The following is a 12,911-nucleotide window of genomic DNA, read 5'->3' on the forward strand; positions in this document are numbered from 1 at the left end:
CCCCCGCGCCCCCCCCCCCCCCCCCCCCCCCCCCCCCCCCGCGCCCCCCCCACCCCCGCCCCGCCCCCCCCCCCCCCCGCCCCCCCCCCCCCCCCCCCCCCAGGACCGGCAACGGTGAGCCAGGACGCCCCGGGTCGGTCCGCCTCCCCTCTCCGGTCGGGCAGGTGCACCTGGCCGGCCGGGCGGACCTGCTCCTCCGGACGGCCGGTTCCCCACGCGGACCCCTGCCCGGGCTGTGACCGCCGCCATAGCGTCCGCGGCCACGGCACGGCACACCCCAGCAGGGAGGACCCACCCATGAAGGTCGAAGAACTCCTCAAGCCCTTCCCGATCAAGGAGTTCCACCCGTTCCCGCGGGCGATGATGGGCCCCGGCGCGCACGAGCTCATCGGCCCCGAGGCGCTCAAGCTGGGGTTCAAGAAGACGCTGATCATGACCTCGGGCCTGCGCGGGACCGACATCGTCACCAAGATCGCCGAGTCGATGCGCTACCACGGCCTCGAGGTCGTCGTCTACGACAAGGTCGAGTCCAACCCCAAGGACTACAACGTCATGGACGCCGTGGGGATGTTCCAGGAGAACCAGTGCGACAGCTTCGTCTCCATCGGAGGCGGCTCCAGCCACGACGCCTGCAAGGGCGCGCGCATCTCGGTCGCGCACGACGGCCGCAGCGTCAACGAGTTCGAGGGCTTCAACCAGTCGGAGAACCCGAAGAACCCACCGCACATCGCGGTCTCGACCACGGCCGGCACCGGCTCGGAGACCTCCTGGGCCTACGTCATCACCGACACCACGACCGACCCGGACAACCCGCACAAGTACGTGGCCTTCGACGACAACTGCCTGGCCACCCTGGCGATCGACGACCCGGTCCTCTACTACGACTGCCCGGTCGACTACACGGCGCAGTGCGGCTTCGACGTGCTGGCCCACGCCAGCGAGCCCTACGTCTCCCGGCTGGACTTCCCGCCGTCCCTGGGCAACGCCCTCTACGCGGTGAAGATGACCGCCGAGCACCTGCGCCAGGCGGTCTGGAACGGCCAGGAGCTCGAGGGCCGCCGCGGCATGATGTACGCCCAGTACATCGCCGCCCAGGCGTTCAACTCCGGCGGCCTGGGGATCATCCACTCCATCAGCCACGCGGTGAGCGCCTTCTACGACACCCACCACGGGCTGAACAACGCCATCGCGCTGCCCCGGGTCTGGGCGTTCAACATGCCGGTGGCCTACAAGCGCTTCGCCGACATCGCCCGGGCCATGGGCGTGGACACCCACGGCATGACCGACGTCCAGGCCGCCGACGCGGCGCTGGCCGCGGCGATCCGGCTGCTGCGCGACGTGGGCATCCCCGAGCGCTTCGTCGACGTCAAGCAGGACACGTACTCGAAGAACCGGCTCGGCCAGGGCCCGACGAAGTTCTACGAGGGCGCCGGGGTCATCGCCGGCGACGACAAGGACGTCGACCGGATCACCCACCACGTCCTGGGCGACGCCTGCACCCCCGGCAACCCCAAGGAGTGCACCTTCGAGACCGTCCGGCCGGTGGTCGAGCACTGCATGACCGGCGAGCTCGACGAGCTCCTGTCCTGACCCCGCCTACCGTGGAGGGGGTGGCCCCGGTCACCCCCTCCACGGCCGTCCACCCCCGCCAGGAGCCTGTGTTGAGCCTGCAGCCCGTCCCCGCCGACGCCGCCCCCGCCGACTTCGACAGCCCGGACGACGTCGCCCGCGCCTTCGCCGAGCAGGGCTACATCACCGACCGCCGCCTGGCGACGACGACCTTCGTCATGTCCCGGCTGGCCAAGCCGCTGCTGCTCGAGGGCCCGGCCGGGGTCGGCAAGACCGAGCTGGCCAAGACCCTCGCCGCGGCCACCGGGCGCCGGCTGCTGCGGCTGCAGTGCTACGAGGGCCAGGACGAGACCAAGGCCCTCTACGAGTGGGACTACGGCAAGCAGCTGCTCTACACCCAGATCCTGCGGGAGAAGACCGCCCAGCTGCTGGCCGACTCGGGCACCCTCGAGGAGGCGGTCGCCCGGGTCGCCGACGCCGACAGCGCGTTCTTCAACGAGCGGTTCCTGGCCCCGCGGCCCCTGCTCGAGGCGGTGCGCTCCCCCGAGCCGGTCGTGCTGCTGGTCGACGAGGTGGACCGCGCCGACGAGGCCCTGGAGGCGGTGCTGCTGGAGATGCTGGCCGAGTACCAGGTGTCGGTGCCCGAGATCGGCACGTTCCGGGCCACGCAGCCGCCCTACGTCGTCCTCACCTCGAACAACACCCGCGACCTCTCCGCCGCGCTCAAGCGGCGCTGCCTGCACCTGTTCCTCGAGTACCCCGACGCCGAGCGGGAGCTCTCGATCCTCCGGTCCAAGAGGACCGGGCTGGACGACGCGGCCGCCACCCGGCTGGTCGACATCGTCCGCGGCCTGCGCGGGCTGGACCTGCGCAAGGCGCCGAGCATCTCCGAGACCATCGACTGGGCGCGCACCCTCGCCGTCCTCGGCGTCAGCGAGCTCGACGCCGAGGTGCTCGCCGACACCGTCTCGGTCGTGGCCAAGTACGAGCGCGACGTGCAGCGCTCGCGCGAGGCGCTGCCGCGGCTGGTCGACCCGAACGCCGCCGTCCCGGCCCGGCTGCCCTCCGACCACGGTCACGGGCACACCCACTCGCACGGCGCGCACACCCACGGCGGGCACACCCACGACCACGCGAGCCAGGACCACGCGCACCAGGACCACGCGCACCAGGACCACGTGCACCAGGACCACGCGCACCCCGACGACGACGCCCCCGGCCGGGCCGTGCGAGCCGGCAAGGACCGCCCGGGCCGGCACGACCGCAACTACTACGGCCAGCAGGCCCCCGACCAGGACCCGGGTCCGGCCGCGCCCGCCGTGCAGCGCCAGGTGCGGGCCGGCCAGGGCCAGCGGTCGTTCGCGGCCAACCGCGGCGGCAGCGCGCGGCGCCGGCCGGTCTGACGGGGAGGGCTCGTGGAAGCGGCGCTGCACCGGTTCGTCCGGCTGCTCCGGCTGCGCGGGATGCGGGTGTCGACCGCCGAGGCCGTCGACGCGTTCGCCGCCGCCGCCGCGGTCGGGGTTGGGGACCGGACGGCCCTGGAGGCGGCGCTCGGCGCGGCCCTGCTCAAGGACCGCCGGGACGCCGAGGTCTTCGCCGACACCTTCGACCGGTTCTTCTCGCTGCGCCCGGTGGTGGAGGCCCCCGAGGAGCACGGGCACGCCCACGACGACCTGGCCGACACCGGCGACCTGACCCGGATGACGTGGTCGCCGGACCCGGACGCCGAGGTGCAGGAGGGGCACAGCCACGGCAAGCCGGTCGACATCAAGGAGTTCTTCCGGCCCGAGGACCTCGCCGCGCAGTACAACCTGCACCAGGAGGCCAACAAGGTCGACCTGGCCTCGCTGACCCAGCAGATCGTGCTGTCCTCGGAGAGCAGCGGGGCGCCGGCCGACGACGCCCAGCAGGTGCAGCTGGAGGTCAACCGGCTGCACGACCCCGGCCTGCCCGGCGACCTGGTCCGCGGCGGCGGCACGCCGCTGGACGTGGAGCTCACCGTGGCCCAGCAGCAGGCGTTGCGCGACTGGCTGGCCGACCCGGTGGGCGACCTCGACCCGGAGGTGGCCGAGGCGCTGCGCCGGCAGCTCGCCGGGGTGATCGAGGACCTCCCCGAGCTGCTCGCCGCGCACCTGCAGAAGCTGGCCGAGATGACCGACCTGGCCGTCGAGGAGCGCGAGCTGGCGCGGGCGCCCGTGGAGAAGGTCACCGAGAGCGAGCGGGCGCGGATCGAGGAGTCGCTGCGCCGGCTGGCCACCTCGCTGCACGGCGGGCTGACCCACAAGAAGCGGCAGTCCCCGCGCGGGCGGGTGGACGTCGCCCGCACCATGCGCCGGAACCTGCGCTACGACGGCGTCCCGTTCCGGCCGGTGACCACCCGGCTGGCCGAGGACAAGCCGCGGCTGGTCGTGGTGGCCGACGTCAGCCTCTCGGTGCGGACGACGGCGCGGTTCACCCTGCACGTGGTGCACGCCCTGCAGGACATGTTCGCCCAGGTGCGCACCTTCGCCTTCGTCGACGACGTCGTCGAGATCACCGACCTGTTCGACGAGCACCCGCTGGAGACCGCGCTGGGCCTGGTCTTCGGCGGCGACGTGATCGACGTGGACGCCTCCAGCGACTACGGCACGGTCTTCGCCACGCTGGCCGCCGACCACTCCGGCGCGTTCACCCGCCGCTCGACGCTGCTGGTCCTCGGCGACGGCCGCGGCAACGGCAACGCCCCCCGGCTGGACGTGTTCGCCGACCTGACCCGGCGGGTCCGCGAGACCATCTGGCTCACCCCGGAGCCGCGGTACTCGTGGGCGCTGGGCGGGTGCGACCTGCCCGCGTACGCCGAGCACTGCGACCGGGTGGAGGTGATCCGGGACCAGTCGGGGCTGGAGACCTGGGCGACCGACGTCGTCACCCGCGCCGCCCAGCGCTGAAGAAGGACCCCCTGCCCCCGCCACTCGCATGCTCGCGGCAGGCCCCTGCAGGGAGCCACCACGTCCCCGGGCGGCTGCGACACTCCCCCGGTGACCGACCTGACGCACTCCGGCTCGATCCTCGTCGCCGTCGACCCCGGGACCCTGTACGACCTGGTCTCCGACGTGACCCGCACCGGGGAGTGGCGCCCGGTCTGCCGGGCCTGCTGGTGGGACGAGGGCGCGCGGGCCGAGGTCGGCGCCGGTTTCACCGGCCGCAACGAGACCCCCGAGCGGACGTGGGAGACCCGCAGCCGGGTGGTCGCGGCCGACCGCGGCCGCGAGTTCGCCTGGGTGGTCGGCGACGGGTTCGTCCGGTGGGGCTTCGAGCTCGAGCCGGCGGACGGCGGCACCCGGCTGACCGAGTCCTGGGCGTTCCTCCCCGCCGGGCTGGCGATGTTCGACCGGAAGTACGGGGACGACGCGCAGCGGCAGGTCGAGCAGCGCACCCGTGCGGCGCACGAGGGCATCCCCGCCACCCTGGCCGCGATCAAGCGCATCGCCGAGGCCGGCTGAGCGACGCGGTGGAAGGACCCCGACAAGGACCCCGACCCTCTCCCCGCTCGCGAGCTCGCGGCGAGCCTCCGGACGGGGCCTAGATGAGGCCGAGCTTGCTGCCTGCGTAGACCGCCTCGGCGCGGCGGGAGACCGAGAGCTTGCGCATCACGTTGCCCACGTGGAACTTCGCCGTGGTCGCCGAGATGTAGAGCTCGCGGCCGATCGCCTCGTTCGACAGCCCCCGCGCGAGCAGGGTGAGCACCTCGCGCTCGCGGGCGGTGAGGTCCGGGCCGGCCGGGCCGGGCGCCGGGCCGGAGAGCGATTTGACCACCATCGACGCGCTGTGGCTGTCGAAGGCGCTCTCCCCGCGGTGCACCGCCCGGATCGCGCCGACCAGAGCCACGGCGTCGACGTCCTTGAGGACGTAGCCGCGGGCGCCCCGCTGGATCGCCTCGAGGACCAGCTGCTGGTCGAGGAAGGTGGTCACCACCAGCACCCCGGGCGCGGGGGTGGCCTGCGTGAGCCGGCCGCACAGGGCCAGGCCGGCGACGTCCGAGCCGGCCGAGAGCTTGAGGTCGAGCAGCACGATGTGCGGCCGGGTGGCCGCGACCAGGTCGAGGGCCTCCGGGGCGGACGACGCCTCCCCGACGACGTCGATGTCGGGCTCGCGCTCCAGGATCGAGCGCAGCCCCTGCCGGACGATCGCGTGGTCGTCGACGATCACCAGCCGGATGACCTCAGCCATCGTCGTCCCCCAGCGGCAGCCGGACCTCCACCCGCACGCCTCCCATCCTGGCCCGGGTGAACCGCAGCGTCGCCCCGATCTCCCGGCACCGGGAGGCCATGTTGCCCAGGCCGCGGTGGTACCCGTCCTCCCGCCGGCCCGAGGCCCGCAGCGCGCGCCGCAGCAGTTCGGGGTCACCGCCGCCGTCGTCGGCCACCGAGAGCCGGACCTCGGTGGGGCGGTAGGCCAGCCGCACCGTGCAGCGGGTGGCGCCGGCGTGCCGGACGGTGTTGAACAGGCACTCCGAGGCGATCCGGAACAGCGCGTGCTCCACCGCCCCCGGCAGCTCGCGCGGCACGCCCTCCACCCGGACCGCCAGCGCCGGCCCGGGCGCCGGCACGAGCACCGGCAGCCGGCCGAGCAGGGCGGGCAGCCCGTCCCCCAGGCCACCGCCGTCGGCACCGTGCCCGTCGGTGGAGAGCGCGTGGATGGCGCCGCGCAGCCGCTCGACCGCCTCGCGGGTCAGCGCCTTGGCGTGCCCGAGCCGCTCGTGCACCTCGGTGTGGTGGGCCACCTCCGGCCGGCACCACTCGATGGTCATGCCGGCCGAGAGGACGTGCTGGGCGACGCTGTCGTGCAGCTCGCGGGCGATGCGGTGCCGCTCGGCGTCCACCGCCTCGCGCTGGGCGGCGACGTCCAGCCGGCGCTGCGCCTCGTCCAGCTGCCGGTGCTGCTCGGCGAGGGTCCGGGCGCGCTCCTCGGCCTGGGCGTAGAGCCGCTCGGTCTGCCGGCGCAGGGACTCCGACCGGGCCAGCAGGTGGTCGCTCAGCAGCGCCACCGCGGACTGGTTGGCCACGATGCGCAGGATGGAGAGGTCGGCCGGCCCGACCGTCCGGCGGGGGCCGCCGCAGGCGACCAGCGCACCGACCGGTTCGCCGTCGACGACGAGGGGGACGACGACCGCACCGTCGGCGTCCTGCCAGGGCTCGACGGCGTCCGCGGCCAGGGCCGCCTGGACCGGGCGGCGGACCACCTCGGGCAGGAGCGCGACCTCCCCGACCGGCGCACCGGCGGGGCCGCGACCGAGCAGCCGGGGGCGGGCCAGCGGGAGCGCGGTCGGCGCCAGCGCGAGCACCACCCACGGCTCGCCGAGCTGCTCGGCGGTCGCGTCGACGACCTCCCGGCACAGCGCCCCGGCGCCCTGCCCGGTCGCCGACAGCACCCCGGCGACGTGCTCGAGGGAGTCGAGGGCGCGGTGCAGGTCCCCGGCGGTCTGCCGGTACTCGGCGTACCAGCTGGGCTTGGAGGAGCGCAGCCCGGTGAGCGCGGAGATGTCCGGGGTGCGCCCGGTCCCGGGGTGCACCGGCCCTCAGAGCGCGGCGCGGAACAGCGCGGCGACGTCGGCGCGGTCGGCGTCCCGCGGGTTGGTCGACAGGCAGGCGTCGCCGAGCGTCGTGGTGGCCAGCGTGTCGATGTCGGACTCGCGGACCCCGAGCTGGGCGAGCCCGCGGGGGACCCCCAGGTCGGCGGCCAGCCGCGCCACCGCCTCGGCTGCCTCCTCGGCCGCCACGTCGCCGGGCATCCCGGTGACGTCGATGCCCATGGCCCGGGCGACCGGGACGAACCGGTCCGGCGCGCTGCGGGCGTTGAACCGGATGACGTGCGGCAGCAGCACCCCGTTGACCACGCCGTGCGGGAGGTCCAGCAGGCCGCCGACCTGGTGGCTCATCGCGTGCGTGGCCCCGAGGATCGCGTTGGTGAAGGCGAGCCCGGCCTCCAGGCTGGCCTGCGCCATCCCGGTGCGGGCGACGTCGTCGTCCCGGTCCCACAGGGTGCGCCGCAGGGAGCCGCAGATCAGCTCGACGGCGTGCAGGGCGTGCACGTCGGTCAGCGGCCCGGAGGCCTTCGACACGAAGGCCTCGATGCCGTGGGTGAGCGCGTCGAGGCCCGTGGCGGCGGCGAGGTCGTCGGGCATGGTGCCCAGCAGCCTCGGGTCGGTGATCGAGATGTCGGGCACCAGGGCCCGGCCGATGAGCGTGGCCTTGAGCCGCCGGGTGGTGTCGGTGATGACCGCGAACTGGGAGACGTCGGCCCCGGTGCCCGCGGTGCTGGGGCACATGAGGGTCGGCGGGATGGCCGCGGTGACCTTGTCCACGCCCTCGTAGTCGAGGATCCGGCCGCCGTTGCTGGCCACGACCGCGATCGCCTTGGCCGCGTCGATGACCGAGCCCCCGCCGAGCCCCACGATGACGTCGCAGCCGCTGGCCAGGTAGGCCTCGGTGCCCGCGGCGACCTCGTGGTCCTTGGGATTGGGGGTGAGGCCCCGCCAGACGGTGGCCCGCAGGCCCGCCTCCGCCAGGTGCCCGGCCAGCTCGGCCTCCCAGCCGGCCTGGGCGAGGCCCGCGTCGGTGACCACGAACGGGCGCTGGGCGCCGAGCCGGCGTGCGGCCCAGCCGGCCTCGGACAGCGCCCCCCAGCCGAAGACGACCTCGGGCACCAGGTACTTGGTGAAGCCGGCCCGGCGCGGGGGGACGGTGGGCCCCGGCTGCGGCCCGGCGCGGGAGGCGGTGTGGGCGACGGGTGGGGCGGTGGGCACGGCGACCTCCCGGGGCGCGCGGTCGGCGGTCCCGAGGGTAGCCCGCCCGGTGAGAGCCGTCACAGGATCCGGTCGCGCACCACCGAACCGGCGGGCGGAGTGCCCCCGCGAGGATCCCTCGCACGGGGCACTCCACGAGGTCAGCCGGCCAGCCACTCCCGCAGGCCGGAGAGCAGGCGGTCGACGTCCTCGTCGTCGCTGTAGGGCGCCAGCCCGACCCGCAGGCCGCCGGTGTCCCCCAGCCCCAGGTGCCGGCTGGCCTCGATCGCGTAGAACGAGCCGGCCGGCGCGTTGACCCCGCGCGCGGCGAGGAACCGGTAGCCGTCCGCGGCGTCCCGCCCGTCGAAGGTGAGCAGCAGGGTGGGCGTGCGGTGCCGTGCCCGGGACCGCACCGTGACCCCGGGGAGCGCGTCCGACTCCTCCTCGATCCGCACCCGCAGCCGGTCCTCGTGTGCCTCCACCGCGGCCATCCCGGCCTCGAGCCGGGCCCGGCGGTCGCCCTCGGGGCCGCCCAGCCCGGCGAGGAAGTCGACCGCCGCCGTGGTGCCGGCCAGGAGCTCGTAGGGGAGGGTGCCCAGCTCGAAGCGCTCGGGGACGGCGTCGGTGGAGGGCAGCAGCTTGTCCGGGTGCAGCGTCTCCAGCAGCGCCGGTGCGGCCACCACGCAGCCGCAGTGGGGGCCGAGGAACTTGTACGGCGAGCAGGCGTAGAGGTCGGCACCGAGCGCGGTGACGTCCACGGCGGCGTGGGCGGTGAGGTGGACACCGTCGACGTAGGTCAGCGCGCCCGCCTCGTGGGCCAGGGCGGTGATGGCGGGGACGTCGGGCCGCGTGCCGATGAGGTTGGAGGCGCCCGTGACGGCGACCAGCCGGGTGCGCCCGTTCAGCAGGCGCCCGACCTCCTGCGGGTCCAGCTCGCCGGTCGCCGGGTCGAAGTCGGCCCAGCGGACGGTGGCGCCCCGCGCAGCGGCGGCCTGCACCCACGGGCGGATGTTGGCGTCGTGGTCCAGCCGGGTCACGACCACCTCGTCGCCCGGACCCCACGAGGCCGACAGGACCCGGGAGAGGTCGTAGGTCAGCTGGGTCATGCTGCGGCCGAAGAGGACGCCGCCGGGGTCGCCGGCGACCAGGTCGGCGACCGCGCGGCGGGCGGCGAGGACGACGTCGTCCGCCGTGCGCTCGGCCGCGGTGGTGCGACCCCGGTTGGCGATGGGTGCGGTGAGGGTGGCCGCGACGGCGGCGGCCACCGGCTCGGGGACCTGCGAGCCCCCGGGCCCGTCGAAGTGGGCGGCCCCGGCGCGCAGCGCGGGGAAGGCGGACCGGACGGCGGCGACGTCGTAGCTCATGGCCCGCCGAGCATGCACCCCGGGTCGACCACGGCTCCCGCCGGGGGGCGCCCCCGGGAGCCGTCCGCGGGACCCGCCGGGAGCAGACCCGGGGTCCCCCTGGGCGCGCCTACGCCGCTGAGTGCAGGTGCACTCGGAGGCGTAGGCGCTCGGGAGGGAGGTGCGGGTGGCCGGCCACCGGCGACCCGCACCACCCGCCGGGTCAGCGGCCTAGGATGCCGCCCAGCTTGCCGGCGATCCCGCCGCCGCCCTGGCCGCCGCCGCCGGTGAGCATCGTGACCAGCTCCATCGGGTCGATGCCGAGCTGCTGGAGCAGGCCGGCGTGCTGCTCGGTGTCGACGGTGCCCGGCAGCTGCTGGTCGGCCCGGTCGGCCTTGCCCTGGTCGCCCTGGGAGCGGAGGAGGTCGAGGATCTGCGCCTTGTCGATCTGCATGACCCACCCCTACCCGAGCGGGGAGATCACGACCCGTGCGCCGCGGCCACGATGCGGTCGGGACGGACGACGACCTCCGCCGCCCCCGCCGACCGGAGCCGGCCGGGCAGCACGCCGGCCGGGTCGGTGACCACCCGCTCGCGGCCGCCGGCGGGGTGCACCGCCACCCGGCCGCCCCCGAGCAGCCGCAGCCGCGCCCACCCGGGGCCGAGGACGTCGTCCACCGGGCAGCTCCCCCCACCGGCGAGCACGGCCGCGCGCGGCAGCAGCGTCCCGGCCAGCCGGCGCCCCGCCGGTCCGGAGCGCCGCACCAGCGGGCCGGGTCGCAGCGCCGGCGTGCGGCTCTCCCCGGCGTAGGCGGCCAGCGCGGGCACCCGCCCCACCCCGGCCAGCACCCCGCGGCGGAGGACGGCGCCGCCCGCCCCGCCGCCGGTCATGAGGCGGCCGACCAGCACCGCGAGCCGCACCATGGCGCGGGCGTGCGGGCCGCGCTCGGCGCCGTGGGTGTCGAGCAGCCGCTCCGGCGCCGACCCGTCCAGCACCGCGGCGAGCTTCCACGCCAGCTGGTGCACGTCCCGCAGCCCCAGGCCGAGCCCCTGGCCGACGAACGGGGGGCTCAGGTGCGCGGCGTCCCCGGCCAGCAGCACCCGGCCGGCACGCCACCGGTCGACGGCGGCGGCCCGGTAGGTGTACTCCGCCACCCGCTCCACCACGGCGCCCCCCGCGCCGTCGGCGGCCAGCAGCGCGGGCAGGTCCAGGCGCCCGGCCGTCTCGCCGGGCGCCAGCCGGAACTCCCAGCGGTAGCGGTCCCCGGTGACCGGCATCGCGGTGGCCGGCCGGCGCCGGTCGCACACCTGGGTGGTGCCCGGCCACACCGGCAGGCCGCGGGGTGCGCGCAGGTCGGCGACCAGCCAGCGGTCGGCCGGCCCGAGCTCCCGCAGCCGGGCGCCCACCAGCCGCCGCACCGTGCTGTTGGCCCCGTCGCAGCCGACGACCGCCGCCGCGGCGACCGTCGAGACCCGGTCGGACCCGCGGTCGCGCACGGCGACCACACCGGGCGCCGGCAGCCCCACCACCTCGGCGCCGGCGCGCAGCTCCACCCCCGGTGCCGACCGGACGGCGGCCAGCAGCAGCTCCTCCAGGTCCGGCTGGTGGAACATCGAGCCCTGCGGCCAGCCGTGCGGTCCCGGACCGCGGCCGAAGACGGCGAGCACCCGGCGGTCGCCGTCCACCAGCCGCAGGCCGGGCATCGGCCGGCTGATCCGCAGGAACGCCTCGGCCACCCCCGCGTCGGCCAGCGCCCGCAGCGCCTCGTCGTCGAGGTGCACCGCCCGCGGCTGCCCGTAGGGCGCCGGCTGGCGCTCGAGCACGGCCACCGGCAGGCCGCGGCGGGCCAGCAGCAGCGCCGCGGTCAGCCCCACCGGCCCGGCGCCGACGACGACCACGGGTTCGGGCACGGGCGACATCCTCCCCGGTGGACGGAGCGTGGACGTTGCACCGGTCTTCCCCGCGGTGTGATCGCCGCCATACGGTGTCGGCACGGTCATGCACCGGTGCATGCCAGGACGGCCCTCAGTGGTGAGGGCGAACGAGGAGGTTCATCCGTGCCTGTGAACACCCGCGGGGCGATCCTGCGCTCCGCCCCCGGCAAGTGGGAGGTCACCGACCTGGTCGCGGACGACCCGCGGACCGGGGAACTCCAGGTCAAGGTGGCGGCGTCGGGCCTGTGCCACTCCGACGACCACGTCGCGACCGGCGACATGACGGTCGGCCACTACCCCTTCCTGGGCGGTCACGAGGGCGCCGGCGTCGTCACCGCCGTCGGCCCCAACACCCCCGGGTTCAAGGAGGGCGACCACGTCGTCTTCTCCTTCCTGCCCGGCTGCGGCCGCTGCCGCTACTGCGCCAACGGCCAGCAGTACATCTGCGACTCGGGCGCCAACCTGCTGATCGGCTCGCGGTGGGACGACGCGGAGAGCTTCCGCTTCCAGACCGGCGACGGCACCGCGGTCGGCCAGATGTGCGGCCTGGGCACCTTCGCCGAGGTCACCACGGTCGACGTCCGCTCGACGGTCAAGATCCCCGAGGACATCCCGCTCGACGTCGCCTGCCTGGTCGGCTGCGGGGTCGGCACCGGCTGGGGGACGGCGGTGCAGGCCGGTGAGGTCAAGCCCGGCGACACCGTGATCGTGATGGGCATCGGCGGCATCGGCATCAACGCGGTGCAGGGCGCGGCGCACGCGGGAGCCAGCCACGTCATCGCCGTCGACCCGATCGCCTTCAAGCGCGAGAAGGCCCAGGAGCTCGGCGCCACCCACGCCTTCGAGAGCATCGAGGAGGCCGGCGAGTTCGCGCGCAGCGTCACCAACGGCCAGGGCGCGGACAAGGTGCTGATCACCGTCGGGATCCTCAAGGGCGAGCACGTCGCCCAGGGTGTCGAGGCGCTCGGGAAGGGCGGCCGGGTGGTCATCACCGGCCTCGGCGACCTCACCGACGTGGGCATCCCGATCAACCCGAGCATGCTGGCGCTCTTCACGAAGGAGATCCGCGGCGCCCTGTTCGGGGACCAGAACCCCAGCGCCGACATGCTGAAGATGCTGCGGCTCTACCAGGAGGGCAAGCTCAAGCTCGACGAGCTGATCACCAAGCGGTACAAGCTCGACGACATCAACCAGGGCTACGAGGACATGCACGCCGGCAAGAACATCCGCGGCGTCATCGTCCACGACCAGTAGGACCCGACTGGTCCCTGAGGCCGGGGCGCTCCCTCGCGGGGGCGCCC

At 75.3% G+C, this 12,911-nt stretch carries 11 protein-coding genes; 5 read left to right on the plus strand and 6 right to left on the minus strand.

The features are described 5' to 3' along the window. Window positions 1-297 precede the first annotated feature (297 nt). The 4 genes from mdo to ACI8AC_RS19430 all read left to right on the plus strand — a co-directional run bounded on the left by mdo (window position 298) and on the right by ACI8AC_RS19430 (window position 5,051). On the plus strand, window positions 298-1,590 hold the full coding sequence (gene mdo / locus ACI8AC_RS19415) for an NDMA-dependent methanol dehydrogenase (RefSeq protein WP_456899473.1): 1,293 nt from the start codon (window positions 298-300) through the stop codon (window positions 1,588-1,590). A 71-nt stretch (window positions 1,591-1,661) separates the two neighbouring features. Continuing rightward, on the plus strand, window positions 1,662-2,972 hold the full coding sequence (locus tag ACI8AC_RS19420) for an AAA family ATPase (protein WP_456899474.1): 1,311 nt from the start codon (window positions 1,662-1,664) through the stop codon (window positions 2,970-2,972). 12 nt (window positions 2,973-2,984) lie between these two features. After that, a complete protein-coding gene (locus ACI8AC_RS19425) occupies window positions 2,985-4,496 on the plus strand; it encodes a VWA domain-containing protein (protein WP_456899475.1) in 1,512 nt (503 codons plus the stop codon). Window positions 4,497-4,586: 90 nt separating this feature from the next. Then, entirely contained in the window at window positions 4,587-5,051 is a 465-nt protein-coding gene (locus ACI8AC_RS19430; protein WP_456899476.1) for an SRPBCC family protein, read from the plus strand. A 79-nt stretch (window positions 5,052-5,130) separates the two neighbouring features. On the opposite strand, the gene ACI8AC_RS19435 is transcribed toward ACI8AC_RS19430, so the two are convergent. From ACI8AC_RS19435 to ACI8AC_RS19460, 6 genes are all read right to left on the minus strand, one after another. Continuing rightward, window positions 5,131-5,778 carry a MadR family response regulator transcription factor gene (locus tag ACI8AC_RS19435; RefSeq protein ID WP_456899477.1) on the minus strand — a complete coding sequence of 216 codons (648 nt, stop codon included), beginning with the start codon at window positions 5,776-5,778 and terminating at the stop codon, window positions 5,131-5,133. Continuing rightward, entirely contained in the window at window positions 5,771-7,120 is a 1,350-nt protein-coding gene (locus ACI8AC_RS19440) for a GAF domain-containing sensor histidine kinase (RefSeq protein ID WP_456899478.1), read from the minus strand. Before ACI8AC_RS19440 ends, ACI8AC_RS19435 begins: the two co-directional genes overlap by 8 nt. 6 nt (window positions 7,121-7,126) lie before the next feature. After that, window positions 7,127-8,353 (minus strand): iron-containing alcohol dehydrogenase, encoded by a 1,227-nt coding sequence (locus ACI8AC_RS19445; protein WP_456899479.1) that lies wholly within the window; start codon window positions 8,351-8,353, stop codon window positions 7,127-7,129. Window positions 8,354-8,493: 140 nt separating this feature from the next. Then, on the minus strand, window positions 8,494-9,696 hold the full coding sequence (locus ACI8AC_RS19450; protein ID WP_456899480.1) for a cysteine desulfurase-like protein: 1,203 nt from the start codon (window positions 9,694-9,696) through the stop codon (window positions 8,494-8,496). 202 nt (window positions 9,697-9,898) lie between these two features. Next, window positions 9,899-10,129, minus strand: coding sequence for a hypothetical protein (locus tag ACI8AC_RS19455; RefSeq protein WP_456899481.1), 231 nt, complete (start codon window positions 10,127-10,129; stop codon window positions 9,899-9,901). A gap of 26 nt (window positions 10,130-10,155) precedes the next feature. Continuing rightward, window positions 10,156-11,586, minus strand: coding sequence for a bifunctional 3-(3-hydroxy-phenyl)propionate/3-hydroxycinnamic acid hydroxylase (locus tag ACI8AC_RS19460; RefSeq protein ID WP_456899482.1), 1,431 nt, complete (start codon window positions 11,584-11,586; stop codon window positions 10,156-10,158). 147 nt (window positions 11,587-11,733) lie between these two features. Here ACI8AC_RS19460 and ACI8AC_RS19465 point away from each other — a divergent pair, with 147 nt between their 5' ends. Then, window positions 11,734-12,864: an NDMA-dependent alcohol dehydrogenase gene (locus ACI8AC_RS19465; protein ID WP_456899483.1), complete on the plus strand. Its 1,131-nt coding sequence runs from the start codon at window positions 11,734-11,736 to the stop codon at window positions 12,862-12,864. Window positions 12,865-12,911 lie beyond the last annotated feature (47 nt).

It is taken from the genome of Geodermatophilus sp. SYSU D00758, assembly GCF_054049955.1.

Coding starts and splice junctions, on each gene's coding strand:
- mdo (WP_456899473.1), top strand. CDS start 298: ATGAAGGTCGAAGAACTCCTCAAGCCCTTCCCGATCAAGGAGTTCCAC.
- ACI8AC_RS19435 (WP_456899477.1), bottom strand. CDS start 5,778: ATGGCTGAGGTCATCCGGCTGGTGATCGTCGACGACCACGCGATCGTC.
- ACI8AC_RS19450 (WP_456899480.1), bottom strand. CDS start 9,696: ATGAGCTACGACGTCGCCGCCGTCCGGTCCGCCTTCCCCGCGCTGCGC.
- ACI8AC_RS19455 (WP_456899481.1), bottom strand. CDS start 10,129: ATGCAGATCGACAAGGCGCAGATCCTCGACCTCCTCCGCTCCCAGGGC.